The 13,720-nt window shown below is 66.6% G+C and carries 15 protein-coding genes and 1 tRNA gene; 6 read left to right on the forward strand and 10 right to left on the reverse strand.

What is annotated here, in order from left to right:
- From EF888_RS04735 to EF888_RS04750, 4 genes are read right to left on the reverse strand one after another with little or no spacing between them, the layout of a single operon-like run.
- Entirely contained in the window at window positions 1-915 is a 915-nt protein-coding gene (locus EF888_RS04735; RefSeq protein WP_109757689.1) for a glycosyltransferase family 2 protein, read from the reverse strand.
- A complete protein-coding gene (locus EF888_RS04740) occupies window positions 912-3,167 on the reverse strand; it encodes a GumC family protein (RefSeq protein WP_109757690.1) in 2,256 nt (751 codons plus the stop codon). The genes EF888_RS04735 and EF888_RS04740 overlap by 4 nt, the downstream gene beginning before the upstream one ends.
- A complete protein-coding gene (locus EF888_RS04745; RefSeq protein WP_109757691.1) occupies window positions 3,154-4,935 on the reverse strand; it encodes a beta-galactosidase in 1,782 nt (593 codons plus the stop codon). The genes EF888_RS04740 and EF888_RS04745 overlap by 14 nt, the downstream gene beginning before the upstream one ends.
- On the reverse strand, window positions 4,935-5,615 hold the full coding sequence (locus EF888_RS04750; RefSeq protein ID WP_241239800.1) for a sugar transferase: 681 nt from the start codon (window positions 5,613-5,615) through the stop codon (window positions 4,935-4,937). The genes EF888_RS04745 and EF888_RS04750 overlap by 1 nt, the downstream gene beginning before the upstream one ends.
- A gap of 499 nt (window positions 5,616-6,114) precedes the next feature.
- On the opposite strand from EF888_RS04750, the gene EF888_RS04755 reads away from it, so the two are divergent.
- Window positions 6,115-6,336, forward strand: a complete 222-nt coding sequence (locus EF888_RS04755) for a hypothetical protein (RefSeq protein ID WP_109757692.1) — start codon at window positions 6,115-6,117, stop codon at window positions 6,334-6,336.
- 165 nt (window positions 6,337-6,501) lie between these two features.
- Here EF888_RS04755 and EF888_RS04760 read toward each other — a convergent pair.
- A tRNA-Ala gene (locus EF888_RS04760) sits at window positions 6,502-6,577 on the reverse strand.
- A gap of 75 nt (window positions 6,578-6,652) precedes the next feature.
- The gene (locus EF888_RS04765; RefSeq protein WP_109757693.1) at window positions 6,653-6,973 is read right to left on the reverse strand and encodes a TIGR02300 family protein; all 321 of its coding nucleotides are present in this window, start codon (window positions 6,971-6,973) and stop codon (window positions 6,653-6,655) included.
- 121 nt (window positions 6,974-7,094) lie between these two features.
- On the opposite strand from EF888_RS04765, the gene EF888_RS04770 reads away from it, so the two are divergent.
- The 4 genes from EF888_RS04770 to EF888_RS04785 all read left to right on the forward strand — a co-directional run bounded on the left by EF888_RS04770 (window position 7,095) and on the right by EF888_RS04785 (window position 10,219).
- Window positions 7,095-7,790, forward strand: a complete 696-nt coding sequence (locus EF888_RS04770) for a M48 family metallopeptidase (protein WP_109757694.1) — start codon at window positions 7,095-7,097, stop codon at window positions 7,788-7,790.
- A gap of 33 nt (window positions 7,791-7,823) precedes the next feature.
- A complete protein-coding gene (locus tag EF888_RS04775; protein ID WP_109757967.1) occupies window positions 7,824-8,465 on the forward strand; it encodes a GntR family transcriptional regulator in 642 nt (213 codons plus the stop codon).
- Window positions 8,462-8,902, forward strand: a complete 441-nt coding sequence (locus EF888_RS04780; RefSeq protein ID WP_109757695.1) for an acyl-CoA thioesterase — start codon at window positions 8,462-8,464, stop codon at window positions 8,900-8,902. The genes EF888_RS04775 and EF888_RS04780 overlap by 4 nt, the downstream gene beginning before the upstream one ends.
- A 75-nt stretch (window positions 8,903-8,977) precedes the next feature.
- A complete protein-coding gene (locus EF888_RS04785) occupies window positions 8,978-10,219 on the forward strand; it encodes an MFS transporter (RefSeq protein WP_109757696.1) in 1,242 nt (413 codons plus the stop codon).
- Here EF888_RS04785 and EF888_RS04790 read toward each other — a convergent pair.
- Genes EF888_RS04790 through EF888_RS04800 form a run of 3 tightly spaced genes read right to left on the reverse strand, consistent with a single transcriptional unit; the run spans window position 10,216 to window position 12,748 of the window.
- Window positions 10,216-11,142: an alpha/beta fold hydrolase gene (locus tag EF888_RS04790; RefSeq protein ID WP_109757697.1), complete on the reverse strand. Its 927-nt coding sequence runs from the start codon at window positions 11,140-11,142 to the stop codon at window positions 10,216-10,218. The two genes, EF888_RS04785 and EF888_RS04790, sit on opposite strands and share 4 nt — an antisense overlap.
- Window positions 11,139-11,753, reverse strand: a complete 615-nt coding sequence (locus EF888_RS04795; protein ID WP_109757698.1) for an HAD-IA family hydrolase — start codon at window positions 11,751-11,753, stop codon at window positions 11,139-11,141. The genes EF888_RS04790 and EF888_RS04795 overlap by 4 nt, the downstream gene beginning before the upstream one ends.
- 32 nt (window positions 11,754-11,785) lie before the next feature.
- Window positions 11,786-12,748 (reverse strand): DMT family transporter, encoded by a 963-nt coding sequence (locus tag EF888_RS04800; protein ID WP_109757699.1) that lies wholly within the window; start codon window positions 12,746-12,748, stop codon window positions 11,786-11,788.
- Window positions 12,749-12,856: 108 nt separating this feature from the next.
- Here EF888_RS04800 and EF888_RS04805 point away from each other — a divergent pair, with 108 nt between their 5' ends.
- Window positions 12,857-13,210, forward strand: coding sequence for a DUF2200 domain-containing protein (locus EF888_RS04805; protein WP_109757700.1), 354 nt, complete (start codon window positions 12,857-12,859; stop codon window positions 13,208-13,210).
- 16 nt (window positions 13,211-13,226) lie between these two features.
- Here EF888_RS04805 and EF888_RS04810 read toward each other — a convergent pair whose 3' ends face one another.
- On the reverse strand, window positions 13,227-13,706 hold the full coding sequence (locus EF888_RS04810; RefSeq protein ID WP_109757701.1) for a VOC family protein: 480 nt from the start codon (window positions 13,704-13,706) through the stop codon (window positions 13,227-13,229).
- Window positions 13,707-13,720 lie beyond the last annotated feature (14 nt).

A 13,720-nucleotide genomic window follows, 5' to 3' on the forward strand; every position in this document is an offset into this window, starting at 1 on the left:
CTAGTCTCCCGCAGAGGCAGCGAAGACATCGGGACGCATGGAGCCCGTCGCCGTCTCAAGCGGGGCGGCGTAGCCCCTGAGTATCCCGGCCGCCCAGATCAGGCGCCGCTGACCCTCCCTCACATGTCCGCGTCCTCCGGCCAGAAGTGCCGCCGTCACGCTTCTGACGGCGCGGTAGGCAGCGAAGGCCGGAGTGTATCTGTGCAGCCTCAGGACGCGCCCGTAGCCCGTCGAATAGAGGCGGGCGCGCCGCAGGGCGCCGGCGTCGGGCGTTCGGTCCACCTGATCGTGATGCACAAAGAGGTCCGCATCGAAACGACCGCGCGACCCCTCACGGATCAGCCGGAGGAGCAGGTCGGTCTCTTCGCCCGAGCCGAAGGGCGAGCCCGAGCCAGCGCCAAGGGTCTCGTCGAACCCGTGCACGGCAAGGGCCGGCGCGAGGCGCAGGAAAATGCCGTTCGAATTTCCGGCCTTCCAGACGTTGCGATGCGTCAGGGGCTCGGAACGCGCCAGGAAGGTTCCGTTCGAATGCGCCCCTTCCGCGTCACGCGTGGCGCAGGTGAGAATGTCCAGATCCTCCTCCGCACCGAACGAAGAGGCGACGTGACCGAGGAGGTGTTGCGGATACCAGCAATCGTCATCGGGAAAGGCGACGAGCCGCCCACGCGCTGCCTTCAGGCCGACGTTGCGCGCCCTAGACAGCCCCCGCGCGGATCGGAGTTTGGTCAGCGCGACCCAGTCGGGAAGCGCGGCCTCGAAGTCGTCGAGGGCGCGCTCGGCTCCCTGGTTCACGACGATCACCTCGAAATCGCGGAACTCCTGCGCTCCCAGCGACCGCGCGAGCCGTGCGAGATGCGGCGTCTCGCCGATGGTCGCGACCACGAGCGAAATCACTGGCTGACGTCCGTCGCTCATGGCCTGCCCATCCTGCGGGGACCAATCGAGCGCGCGGAATGGAAATTCTCCGCCGGGACCTGGTAGGCCACGGACTGCCGGTACTGGACGGCATTCGAGCTGAGCGGGCGCTGCCAGGTGTCGGGACGTGGGTCCGAGGGATAGCGCGTCTGCATGGACGTTTCGGACGTCATGTTGTCGATCACGCCCGCAAGCGGAATCTTCATTTCCAGCAACCGGGACAGCGCACGCCGCACGGAGTCGAGCCTCGTCCCGCCGTTGCGCGTCACGAAGAGGGACGCATCGACCAGGGTGCCAATGACGAGGGCATCCGACGCGAAGGACACCGGCGGGGTGTCGATGAGGACTAGGTCGTAGCTCGCGCGCAACCGCCTTATCAACGCCTCGAACGACGGCATCGACAAGGCGTCGACCGAAGCGGGCGTCATCGAGTTGGCGAAGGTCAGGACATCGAACTTCAGGTCCGGGTCCAGCACGATCGACTCTTCCACCGACACGTCGCCGTTGAGAAGCGCCGTCAGGTTCTGCTCCTCGTTCTTGGTCGTCAGCGACGTCAGGTTCGACCGCCTCAGATCTCCGTCCAGCACGAGGACTCGCTTGCCGACACTGGCGTAGAGCGTTGCAAGGGCGATGGTCATCGTCGTCTTGCCGTCGCCTGCGTCGGCACTGGTGACCATCACGACCTTCGGCTCGCTCGTCGCCGAGAACAGAAGCGAAGTCCGGACCTGCCGCATGGCCTCGACGAAGGCGACGCCCTCGGGACGATGCATCCACTCCGACACGCCACCCCCGCCCAGTTTGCCGCGCGGCACTTCCGCGAGGAGCGGAAGCCTGAATTCCCTTTCGACCGTTTCGCGCAGAAGCCGGCCCGGGTTCGTCAGATGCCGGAACCCGATCCAGCCAAGGCCGATCAAGAGGCCAAGAAGACCGCCGATCACCACGATCAGCTTCGTCCTCGGCGAACTCGGGTCGCCCGGCACGTCGGCGGTGGCCAGAAGGCTGGCTTCGACGACGGGCATCGGCTGCCGCGCGTCGCTTTGGTTTCTCAAGGTAAGGAGGTTGCTGTAGACGTCCTGAAGCGACGACACCTCGCGTTCCTGTTGCCTGAGAACCAGGGAGCCTTCCGAAAGTGTCTGAAGCTGTTCCTCGATGTTCCGGACCTCCGCCGAGGCAAGCTCGACCTGGCGGACCGCGATATTCCTGAGGCTCGAGAGTTGCGTCTCGATCGCAGCCGACAACTCCTGCCGGACGATGGTCTCGTATTCCTCGATGCGATCGATCCGGTCGGTGCCGCTTCCCGCGTTGGCGATCATGTCGACCTTGTTCGCGCCAAGTTCCGCGAGCCTCTGCTTCAGGCTCGAGATCGTGTCGCTTTCAGCGGGCACTGCGGTCGCCGCATCCGAACCCGCCGCCTTGAGCCGCTCGAATTCCTCGAACCGAACCTCATGCGCCGCCAACTCCGTCCGAAGCCGCGTCAATTCGTCGTTTGTACTGGCCAGCCTCGTTTCCAGGGCGCCCTGCGTCACGCCGCTTTCGGCGAGGTTGCTCGATCTCGTCGAGGCGACGCGCTCTTCCGCCTCCTCCAGTTGCGCGCGGATGGTTTCGATCCGGGTCTCAAGCCAATCCGTCATTCGCAGCAGCGATGTCTGCCGCCGTCCGTGCTGCCACGCGATGTATTGTTCGGCCACCTCGTTGCCGATCGCTGCGGCCAGTTCGGGATCCTCCGACGTCGTCACGATCGTGATGACATAGGACGTTCCGTCGCGCAGAACCTGAACGTGTTTGCCGAGACGCTCCACGACCTGCTGGGGAGAGACCGGCGCCAGCGCCTCGCCGTCCGAGAACCAGGGCAAGGCCGGCGCATCGGCCGCGCCGAATTCGGGCACCGAGGCGAGGTTCAGTTCCTCTGCCACCTTGGCGAGCAGGACAGGCGAGCGAAGCACCTGCATCTCGGTCAGGAACGTCGCGTTGCTGATCTCGGTTTCCTCGTTCTGGCCGGCCCCCGCGTCCTGCGCCATGTTGCGGGTCTCGAGAGCGATGCGGACCCTGCCGTCGTAGGTGGGCGTCATCACAAGAGCGAAGGCGAGGGCGAGGATCGCCCCTGCAGCGGCGATGGCGGCGATGAGCATCTTGCCCCGCCAGAGCGCGTCCAGGGCCTGCCGCGCGCCGAGCGATTCGAGATCCTGTGTGCCGGTCATGGCGGGTTCGGTCCGCGCGGAGGGGACCGAGTAGTACGGTTCAGAGCGTCCCATGGACAGCCTCACCTTGTTGATTGGCCTGCACCGCGCCCTCAAGCGCGGCTTCGGGTTGTGCGGTCGAGATGAGAATATTCCATCGCGTGAAATCGAAATGCTGGTCGGCGCGTGGAGCGGTGACGAAATCGACGTGATCGCCCTCGGCGATGTCGAGGCCCACGTCGAACTCAGCGGTTCCGTCCAAAAGCGCGTGCCGCACGAAGACCGGCTCGCCGTTCTTCAGGATCGACACGTCGACACCGTCTCCGTCCGCCCCCCGCATGGCCGAGCCAGAAAGGGTGGCGGCGCACGAGCATGGTGCGGTCCACCGGCGCACCGCCTCGACCGGAACCCCGCCGACGACGCCCGGGTGCGCTCCATGTGCGGTCAGCGAAGCCGCTCCCCCCGCCGCCAGGCCCCATGACGTGCCCCGATCGTTTCCGTATCCAGGCTCCATCTCCTCGGTCCGGTCGACGGTGCGGGAGTGATAGCTCCACCCGTTGCGTCCGGGCGAAAGATCGAAGTCGTCGAAGGCTTCGGCCAGCACCCGTCTGTCGCCCGGGGCGCTGGCCAGGACGGCGTCGCCGACGAGGATCAGCGGAGCCACGTCGACGTCATACTGCTGTTGCGTCGGGACCTTTCGGCCAAAGGCATCGCGGGCAACGTGCGCTCCGGCGACGGCAAGCGGGGCAGACCCCCACCTTGACCAGCAGACCCGCAGCGTCGAACCATCCGCCGTGCGGAACCGGAGCGAGTACAGCCGCCGCGACAGAGTCTCACGTTCGATGAAGGTGGATGTGCTCAGGATGTCCGCCCAAGCGGTCCACGCCTGACCGACACGGGTGAGGCGATTTCGGGCATCCATCAGTCCCGAGGCGAAGTGATCGTCCGATTTCGAGAGATAGTAACTCGCGACCTCGAGCGGAGCGGCCGCCACTGCCGCCAGTGTCTTTACCATGTCGTCGGCGGAGGTGAGATTGCCGAACTCTGTGGCCCAGATCGCCTGCTCGTGGCCGTTCTGGTCGAGGCGGTCGCGAAGCCAGGTGACTTCCTTCAGCAAAGCTTCGGGCGAGCCGTAGGGGTGCACCACGACCTTGTCGATCGACGAGCCGATTCCCTGGGCGAAGCACCTGTCGATGAAGCGAAGCGGCACACCGACGGCGGCGCATCCCAGCACGGGGATCCCGTCGAACGAGCTATCCGCCCGGACGCGCTGAAAAACGCGGCCGGTCAGCTCCGCGAGCAGGAAAGCCATCTCTCGCTGCCCGTACCCGCCGTTCCAGTTGCCGTTCGCTTCGTTCCAGACTTCGATGCCCGCGATGAGGCCGGGGTACTTTCCCGCCGCTCCTGCATAGCGGTCCAGGGCCGCGTAGACATAGTCGGCAAAGGCCGTCCGCGCCTCGTCGGTGTCGGGAAAGGAGTGCCCCGGCGAGTTGTAGAGCGGATTTCCGAAGCCGAAGCCAAGGATCACGCGCGCGCCGGTCGCGGCCAGGTCGGACATGACCCGGTCGCCGTAGGTCCAGTCGTAGACGCCTCGCTCGGGTTCGAGAAGGTTCCAGAACAGCTCGTCGCGGATCCGGGTCAGATGGATCCCCCGAGCTCCGAGCGTCCCGACGACATCCTTGGACCAGTCGATGTGCCCGAAGTGGGTCTGGGCGCCGAACCGGCCTTGCGCCGGCGCCAGGGCTGTCGCCTGCTGACCGACGGCCTGACTGGCGATGCCTGCCGCAGTCGCACCCAGGATGAACTCGCGCCGGTCGACGCCTCGGGTCACGGTGAGCGGCATTACTTGCCCGTCCTGCCGGCGACCGAAATGACCGTCATTGCAAGGACCTTGAGGTCCAGCATCAGCGACTTGTTCTGCAGATACAGGGCGTCGAGCCTGACACGCTCGTCATAGCTGATGTCGTTGCGTCCCGAGACCTGCCAAAGGCCCGTGATCCCCGGAACGCAGGCATGATAGGCCCAGACCTGCGCGCCGTACTTCTTCAACTCGTCCGGAACGACCGGACGCGGTCCGACGAAACTCATCTCGCCCGTCAGGACGTTCCAGATCTGGGGCAGCTCGTCGAGGCTTGTCTCTCTGAGGAACTGACCGAAGGAGGTCGTTCTCGGATCCCGGTCGAGCTTGAAGTCGCGTTGCCACTTCGCCGCGATTTGGGGGTCGCTTGCCAGCAGGTCGCTCAGCTTCCGGTCCGCATCCACCACCATGGTGCGGATCTTCCAGCAGCGGAACAACTTGCCGTCTCGACCCACGCGCCTATGGCCGAAGAAAGCCGGGCCGCCATCGCGCTTTACCGCGATGGCCAATGCGAGAATCACAGGCGCAATTATCGGCAGGAGCATCAACGCGAAAACGAGGTCGAATGCGCGTTTCAGCGCGCCTTGATGGAACCGGACCGAGTGGGCGTCGGTACGAATGCCCGCCTGACCGTCCGCAGGCGTCATCTTGATGGCTTCATTCATGCGTAGGCTCTTCATGCGAAGCGGCCTCCGGTCATATTCTCTATTGGAAGCAGCTACATGAGGGTATGGGGCGGCATCTGACAGCGGACTCGTCCCGGCTGTCGGAGTGCGGTTATCGACACGCTCCCGATCCTCATGGCCGCTTCGCGCACCATGCATCCCACACCCGACTCAAGGCTTATGGCGGAGTTGGGCGAGGCGACAGCCAAAGTTTCTGCAGTTGCGAAAAGCCGCCTAGAGCGGCCCTGATATTGCCGTATTCAGCGCAAATGAAGATCATTCACGCAGGTCGCGATCCGCCGAATGCCTTGACTTGCAGAAGTCATCGCGGATTTCCGCTGAAGCTTTGAGCGTATTCGTAATTCGAAAATGACCGCTCGAATTGTGGCGGACCCGAATCGTCGGGCGCCGCAACCGCCGTCACCAGTATGGAATCGCCATTGGTGGCGTATCGCGCTATGAAAGGTGTACTGGGGCTGACGGGGGCGGCTGTTTCGACATGGTGCGTTTCGCGCTGATCGCGTTGATCTTTGCCTGTGCCGCCGCCGTCGTGGCGCTGATCCTCGGCGCATCCCTCCTGATGGCCTTCCTGATCTACGTCGTCAGCGGATGCCTGGCCCTGATCGGCTCGGCCACCATCTTCTGGTTCGCTCAGCGCTTGTCCGGCGCTTCGGAAGCCGACGAGGACCCCAGCGATCAGACCGAGGGTCGCCCATCCTGATGGAAAGCGACAGCCGTCAGGACTGACAAGCCGGCCGACCTCGTCCTGCCGGAGGTTGCGCGGATCGACAGGTGTGCGCGCATTCCGCAGGAGGCGCCCACCCGCAGCCATCACGACGTCAAGGGCCAGTTCGCGACTGGCTGCCAAGGGAGAATTCAGAGGATTTGGTGGAGCCTAGGGGGGTCGAACCCCTGACCTCTTGCATGCCATGCAAGCGCTCTCCCAACTGAGCTAAGGCCCCATCCGGGTTGGCGCGGATCGCTCCGCGCCAGCGTGAGTTAATGGCTCCGCCCTTTCGGCGCAAGCCAAAAAACGGTCAGTCTTCGTCGTCTGCGCTGACGTCCGCGATGTCGTCAAGCGAGACATCGTCCTCGTCGTCGTCGTCCTCGAGAACGTCGTCGCCGAGATCGGCGCTGTCATCCTCGTCGTCCAGGACGATATCGTCTTCCTCGAACGGTTCCTCCGGCTTCGCCGAGCGGTCGGGCTTGTCGGCCACGAGGCTGCGCCGGCCCTTGCCGGTCTCGAGAGACACGACCTCGCCCGTATAGGGGCTGACGATCGGGCTTTTGTTCAGGTCGTAGAAACGCTTGCCCGTGGTCGGACAAACACGCTTCGTGCCCCAGTCTTCTTTGGGCATTGTCGCTCACTTTCCTGTCTGTCTCTAGGATCGACGCGCCACCTGCCACACTGGCGGGGCACTGTCAAAGGCTTTCCGGGACCTCTGGCGAAACGACCGCGGGGCGGCTAGCGTGCCGCGCATGGGCGAGGGTCTCATCAGACTGGCAGACGGGCAGGGGACGGCGGTCGAACTGCGCCGGTCGCGGCGTGCGCGGCGTCTGTCGCTCCGGGTGTCCTCGCTCGATGGAAAGGTGACGCTGACGCTGCCGCCCGGCGTGTCCGACCGCGAGGCGCGCCGCTTCGTCGAGGAGAAATCCGACTGGATCGCGGGCGCCCTGTCGCGGCGACCGGACGAGGTGCGGGTGACCGAAGGCGCCGAGGTGCCGGTGGAGGGCATCGCCCGCCGCGTTGTCCCGGGCACGGGCCGGTCGGCGCGTCTCCTGCCGTCGTCCATAACCGCGCCTGCGGGCCGTGAGGGTCCGGCCATCGCGGCGCTTCTGAAGTCGCTTGCCCGCGACCGGCTGGCGCAGGCCTCGGATCGCCACGCCAGGGCGCTCGGCCGCAGCTATTCCCGCCTGACCCTGCGCGACACCCGGTCGAGATGGGGCTCCTGTTCGACCGACGGCAACCTGATGTACTCGTGGCGCCTGATCCTCGCCCCGCCCGAGGTGCTGGACTACGTCGCGGCGCACGAGGTCGCCCATCTGGCGCGCATGGACCACTCACCCGCCTTCTGGGCAGAGGTCTGCGCGCTCTGCCCGACCTACGCCGCGCCGCGCGCATGGCTTCGGCGCGAGGGCGCGGCGCTCCATCGCTTCCGCTTCTCGGCCGATTGACGGGCCGGGGGCGCTGTGATCACACTCGCGCCCATGACCCGAACCATCGAGCCACGGCCCTCGGCCCACGACCAGGTCTACCGCAGCCTGCGCGGCCAGATCATGCACGGTGAGATCGAACCGGGCGCCGCGCTGACGCTTCGGGGCATCGGCAAGGACTTTGGCGTCTCGATGACCCCCGCGCGCGAGGCCGTCCGCCGCCTCGTGGCCGAGGGCGCGCTGACCTTCTCGGCCTCGGGACGCGTCTCGACGCCCGAACTGACCAACGAGCGCATCGAGGAACTGGCCGCCCTTCGCGCGCTGATCGAGACCGAACTCGCCAGCCGCGCCCTGCCGCGCGCGCACCTGGCCCTCATCGACCGGCTGACGGCGATCAACTCCACCGTGGCCGAGGCCGTCGCGAAGGGCGACGCGGTGGCCTACATCCGCCGCAACCTCGAATTCCACCGCACGCTCTACCTTCGCGCCCAGGCGCCGGCGATGCTCCAGATGGCGGAAACCGTGTGGCTCCAGCTCGGCCCGACGATGCGCAAGCTCTACGGTCGGATGCGGCAGGGCACCCCGCCCGAAGCGCACCGCCAGATCCTCGCCGCCCTCCGCGCGGGAGACGAGCCGGGACTTCGCCTCGCCGTCCGGGTCGACGTGACAAAGGGGCTGAGGATGCTCGCCGTATGACGCGGACGCCCGCGTCGCGCCGCGACGACTATCCGGTGTTCCGCCGCCTCCAAACCCGCTGGATGGACAACGACCAATACGGCCACATGAACAACGCCGTCCACTACGCGCTCTTCGACACGGCGGTGAACGGCTGGCTGATCGAGGAAGGCCTCCTCGCGGAGACCGGCGCCGAGGCCTATTTCCTCGTCGCCGAAACCGGCTGCCACTACCATTCCGAACTGGCGTTCCCGGGCTGGGTCGATGCCGGGCTCCGCATCGCGCATCTGGGCACGACCTCCGCCGTCTACCACATCGGCCTTTTCGCCGAAGGCTCCGGCACGGCCGCCGCGGACGGACGCTTCGTTCACGTCCACGTCGTCCGTGGCACCCACCGTCCCATGCCGATCCCCGAGGCCGCGCGGCAGGTGCTCGCACGCCTCTTCCCTGCCGCCTGATCCATCGCGTACCGTCAACGCTGGCATCAATAAATTGCGTTTGACCCAGCCGGGGATTGCGCAGACACGAAACGCATGAAACCGCCCGCGCCTCTCTTCACGCCCGTCCTGATCGCGGGCTGCATCCTCGTCCTCGTCAGCTTCGCCGCCCGCTCGTCCTTCGGGATTTTCCAGATCCCCATCGCCGAGGAATTCGGCTGGGCGCGGGCGGAGTTCTCGCTCGCCATCGCGATCCAGAACCTGTTCTGGGGCATCGGCCAGCCGCTCTTCGGCGCGATGGCCGAGAAGATCGGCGACCGGAAGGCCATCATCCTCGGCGCCCTTCTCTACGCCACCGGCCTCACGCTGTCGTCCGTCGCGACGACCCCTTACGTCATGCAGAGCCTCGAGGTCCTTGTCGGCTTCGGCATCGCGGGGACGGGCTTCGGCGTCATCCTCGCCATCGTGGGCCGGGCCTCGTCGGACGAGAACCGCTCGATGTCGCTGGCAATTGCCACCGCCGCAGGCTCGGCGGGGCAGGTGGTCGGCCCGCTCGTGGCGGAAAGCCTCCTCGCCGTCATGCCGTGGCAGTCGGTTTTCGTCGTCTTCGCCGGACTGATCCTCGCGGCCCTCGCAGTCCTGCCGATGATCCGCGCGCCCGCCGTGTCGAAGGCCGAACTCGAGGAAAGCATGGGCACCGTCCTGCGCCGCGCCTTCCGTGACCCGTCCTACGGCATGATCTTCCTCGGCTTCTTCTCCTGCGGCTACCAGCTCGGCTTCATTACCGCCCACTTCCCGGCCCTGGTGACCGAGATGTGCGGCCCCATCATGCAGGGCGGCGTGCTGCACTCCATCGGGATCACCACGACCTCGGCGCTCGGAGCGGCGGCGATCTCGCTCATCGGTCTCTTCAATATCGTGGGCACGCTGACGGCGGGCTGGCTCGGCAAGCGCTATACCAAGAAGTACCTGCTGGCGGGGATCTACACGTTGCGAACCATCGTCGCGGCGGCCTTCATCCTCGCCCCCATCACGCCGGCGTCGGTCCTGCTGTTCTCGGCCTTCATGGGCGCGCTCTGGCTCGCGACCGTGCCGCTGACCTCGGGCCTCGTCGCGCATCTCTACGGGCTGCGCTTCATGGGCACGCTCTACGGCTTCGTCTTCCTCAGCCACCAGTTGGGCTCGTTCCTCGGTGTCTGGCTCGGCGGACGCATGTACGACCTCACCGGCGGCTACACGATGGTCTGGTGGATCGGCGTGGGCATCGGCGCCTTCAGCGCGATCATCCACTTGCCTGTCCGTGAAGAGCGGCGCGACCTTCCCGTCGTGCCGGCCTAGGGCGCCAGGAACGTCCGCAGCGCCTCGGCCACCTGTGCGGGATGGGTCTGAAGAAGGTTGTGCCCGGCGCCGGCGATCTGCTCATGCCGCGCCCGCGGGTTGAGCGAGGCGAGCTTGCCCATCGCGGCCAGCGGGATCACCGGATCCTCCGCCCCCCAGATCGCCAGCACGCGCGTGCCGTGGTCGCGGATGCGCACATGATCGCCGTGCGAGGCATGGGCCAGAAGATGCCGCCGCGACGACAGAAGGGCGGGCAGATAGCCGCGCGTCCGCGTCTCGGCGGCCTGACGGTCCTCGAAGTCGGGGATGACCGTCGGCGTCGAGCGGTTCTCGATCAACTCGCGTCTCAACGCGATGCCGCCCAGCACGCGCGTCAGCCAGCCGCCGATCAGCGGCGCGCGCCACAGCCAGCCCGACTCCGTCTTCTCGGCCGGCACGAGACCCGCCGGCGCAATCAGGATCAGCGCCTCGACGCGCGACGCCTCCTCGGCCGCGAAGGCCGCCGCGATCTGACCGCCCATGCTGTAGCCCAGGACCGTCAGCGGACCCGTCACGGCCTGGTCCCGCAGAAGCTCGCGCAACTGCCGCAGGAAGAAATCGACTCCCTGCGCGCCGCGCGCCCTTTCGGAATAGCCGCGCCCGTAAAGGTCGTAGGTCAGCACGCGATAGCCCAGCCGCGCGAGACTGCGCTCGGTCGCTGCGAAGACGTAGGAGGGCGTCGACAGTCCGTGGATGCAGACCGCCACCGGGTCTCCGTCCGAGCCCGTCCAGCGATAGTGCGTGGCCCCGCCCGGAAGTTCTGCGATCTCGCCCGGCGCCTCGGATCGGCGCCGCGTCGTCACCGGCATTCGCATCGCCTCGGCGATGGCCGGCGCGGCCGCCACGGCCAGCGCGACGCCGCCCAGCACCCAAGGCCAGATCATGCCCCGCCGCCCGGCAGGACACCCTCCGCCACGAGCCGCGCGCGCCATCCGTCCGCTTCGGTGAAAAGATGCGTCTTCCAGCCCCGCGCCTCGGCGGCCGCAAGGTTCTCGGGCTTGTCGTCGGTGAAGATCAGCTCTGCCCCCGACAGGCCCATCCCGACCTCAAGCGCCTCGTAGATCGCCGGGTCGGGCTTCGCGACGCCCAGATGCGCAGAGACGAATTCGCGGTCGAACTCGCGCAGCACCGGGTGCAGCGCCTTCGCGCGCTCCATCGTGTCGGGTCCGAAGTTGGACAGGGACACGCAGGGCATGCCAGCGGCCTTTACCTCGCGAAAGACCTCGGCCGTTCCCGGCACCGCCGTCCGAAAGGTCTCTTCCCAGTCGTCGCTCCAGCGCCGGATCTCGTCACTCCAGTCCGGGTGCAACTCGGCGTGCGCATAGGCCGCGTCCCGCGACGATGTCCCGAGGTCGATGGCTTCGTTCATCCGGTGCAGCGCGGTCTCGGCGAACAGCCTCTCGCGCCGCTCGCGCCCGATCAGCCGGTCATAGTGCGCCTCGGGCTCCCAACGCGCGAAGATGTTGCCGATGTCCCAGACGACTGCCCTGACCATCCCTGCCTCCAGACTGCCTTTCGGCCCTTGTCTCAGAGACGGTTCGGCGCGTCCAGCACCTCGCGCCGCCGCGCCACTGCCTCGCGCCAGATCAGGACGAGGCCGGAGACGAGGATCAGCGCGATGCCCGCGAAGGCAACGGTATCTGGCAGGACACCGAAGACCGTCAGGTCGAAGAACACCGCCATCGGCAATGCGATATATTCGAAGGGTGCGACGAAAGCCGCCTCCGCCCGGCGGAACGCCTCGCTGATCGAGAAGCCGCCCATGGCCGAGCTGACGCCCAGAAGCGCCAGAAGCCAGACATCGCTCGTCGCCGGCCAGGTCCAGGCTCTCAAAAGGAAATGCGCCGAAGGGTGGTCGAAGACATCGTATCCACCATGTCCAAGCAACATCCCCGCCGCCCCCGAAATGACGAGGAACGTCAACTGGATCGTCAACGCCATCGCCGTCGCGTTCTCGGTTGCCCCGATCGCCCGCGTGATGGTGTGCAGAAGCGCATAGCCCGTCGCCGCGAAGAGCGGCAGCAGGGCCGCGGCCTGAAACGCCTCCGTCCCCGGACGCAGCACGACGACGACGCCGACGAGACCGACCGCAATGGCGATCCACCGCCTCGGCCCGACCGTTTCGTGCAGGAACCACACCGAGAAGGCGGAGATCAGAAGCGGGCTGACGAAGAAGATCGCCGTCGCCTCGGACAGGGGCATGGCGGCGAGGCCGAGGAAGAAGAACAGGTTCGCCACGAAGACGCACAGCCCCCGCGCCAGATGCAGCCACACCCGCGAGATCCGAAGGCTCGCCCGCGTCAGGGGCAGAATGACGCCCAGAAGGAACAGGATCCCGAACAGCGTCCGGATGAACATCACCTCGTAAAGCGCGTATCCGTCCGACAGGAACTTCACCAGCACGTCGGTCGTGCTGAAGCACGCGACGGCCAGCATGGCCCAGAGAGCGCCCACGAAAGGCGCCGGGGTAGGGGCGGCATCGATACGCATCCCCCGCAACTAGCCCGCTCCGAGGTCCGGGAAAAGACCCACCTCGCTCTTGCCCGCAGTCCTGCGACGCGGCGTAATGGAAAGGTCGGGCGGGCGAGGAGGATTGTCGTGAAGAAACACCGGATCTACACCGCCAGCTTCGGCTCGGTCTATCCGCACTATGTCGCCAAGGCCGAGCGCAAGGGCCGCACGAAGGAAGAGGTCGACGAGATCATCCGCTGGCTCACCGGCTATGACCGGAAGGCGCTCGAAACGGTCATCGCCGACGGCACCGACTTCGAGACCTTCTTCGACCGCGCGCCCGCGATGAACCCGGCGCGGACGCAGATCACCGGCCTCATCTGCGGGATCCGGGTCGAGGAGATCGAAGAGCCGACGATGCGCGAGATCCGCTACCTCGACAAGCTCGTCGACGAACTGGCGAACGGGCGAAAGATGGAGAAGATCCTCCGCCCCGCCTGACCTGGCCCCGCCTGACCTAGCCGCGCCGGGCCGCGTCGATCGCCGCGACGTCGATCTTGCCCATGTCCATCATCGCCGTGAAGGCGCGCTTCGCCTCGTCGCCGCCCGCCGCCATGGCCTCGGTCAGCGTGCGCGGCGTGATCTGCCAGTTGACGCCCCACTTGTCCTTGCACCAGCCGCAGGCACTCTCCTGTCCGCCGTTGCCGACGATGGCGTCCCAGTAGCGGTCCGTCTCGTCCTGGTCGTCGGTCGCGATCTGGAACGAGAAGGCCTCGCTCTGCTTGAACGTCGTCCCGCCGTTCAGCCCGATGCAGGGAATGCCCATGACGGTGAACAGGACGGTCAGAACATCGCCCGCCTTCCCGGACGGATAGTCGGAGGGCGCCCGGTACACGGCATCGACCGTCGTATCCGGGAACGTCTCGGCATAGAAGCGCGCCGCGGCCTCGGCATCCTTGTCGTACCAGACGCAGATCATGTTCTTCGGGGTGGCCATTTCGAATCTCCCTG

Source organism: Silicimonas algicola, assembly GCF_003970735.1.
Classification (GTDB): Bacteria; Pseudomonadota; Alphaproteobacteria; order Rhodobacterales; family Rhodobacteraceae; genus Silicimonas; species Silicimonas algicola.

What these genes read in the sequence shown, in the direction of transcription:
- EF888_RS04795 (WP_109757698.1), bottom strand. Translation starts at nt 11,753, where the DNA reads ATGGTCAGGGCAGTCGTCTGGGACATCGGCAACATCTTCGCGCGTTGG.
- EF888_RS04755 (WP_109757692.1), top strand. Translation starts at nt 6,115, where the DNA reads ATGGTGCGTTTCGCGCTGATCGCGTTGATCTTTGCCTGTGCCGCCGCC.
- EF888_RS04735 (WP_109757689.1), bottom strand. Translation starts at nt 915, where the DNA reads ATGAGCGACGGACGTCAGCCAGTGATTTCGCTCGTGGTCGCGACCATC.
- EF888_RS04810 (WP_109757701.1), bottom strand. Translation starts at nt 13,706, where the DNA reads ATGGCCACCCCGAAGAACATGATCTGCGTCTGGTACGACAAGGATGCC.
- EF888_RS04780 (WP_109757695.1), top strand. Translation starts at nt 8,462, where the DNA reads ATGACGCGGACGCCCGCGTCGCGCCGCGACGACTATCCGGTGTTCCGC.
- EF888_RS04750 (WP_241239800.1), bottom strand. Translation starts at nt 5,615, where the DNA reads ATGAATGAAGCCATCAAGATGACGCCTGCGGACGGTCAGGCGGGCATT.
- EF888_RS04745 (WP_109757691.1), bottom strand. Translation starts at nt 4,935, where the DNA reads ATGCCGCTCACCGTGACCCGAGGCGTCGACCGGCGCGAGTTCATCCTG.
- EF888_RS04785 (WP_109757696.1), top strand. Translation starts at nt 8,978, where the DNA reads ATGAAACCGCCCGCGCCTCTCTTCACGCCCGTCCTGATCGCGGGCTGC.
- EF888_RS04740 (WP_109757690.1), bottom strand. Translation starts at nt 3,167, where the DNA reads ATGGGACGCTCTGAACCGTACTACTCGGTCCCCTCCGCGCGGACCGAA.
- EF888_RS04770 (WP_109757694.1), top strand. Translation starts at nt 7,095, where the DNA reads ATGGGCGAGGGTCTCATCAGACTGGCAGACGGGCAGGGGACGGCGGTC.
- EF888_RS04775 (WP_109757967.1), top strand. Translation starts at nt 7,824, where the DNA reads ATGACCCGAACCATCGAGCCACGGCCCTCGGCCCACGACCAGGTCTAC.
- EF888_RS04765 (WP_109757693.1), bottom strand. Translation starts at nt 6,973, where the DNA reads ATGCCCAAAGAAGACTGGGGCACGAAGCGTGTTTGTCCGACCACGGGC.
- EF888_RS04800 (WP_109757699.1), bottom strand. Translation starts at nt 12,748, where the DNA reads ATGCGTATCGATGCCGCCCCTACCCCGGCGCCTTTCGTGGGCGCTCTC.
- EF888_RS04790 (WP_109757697.1), bottom strand. Translation starts at nt 11,142, where the DNA reads ATGATCTGGCCTTGGGTGCTGGGCGGCGTCGCGCTGGCCGTGGCGGCC.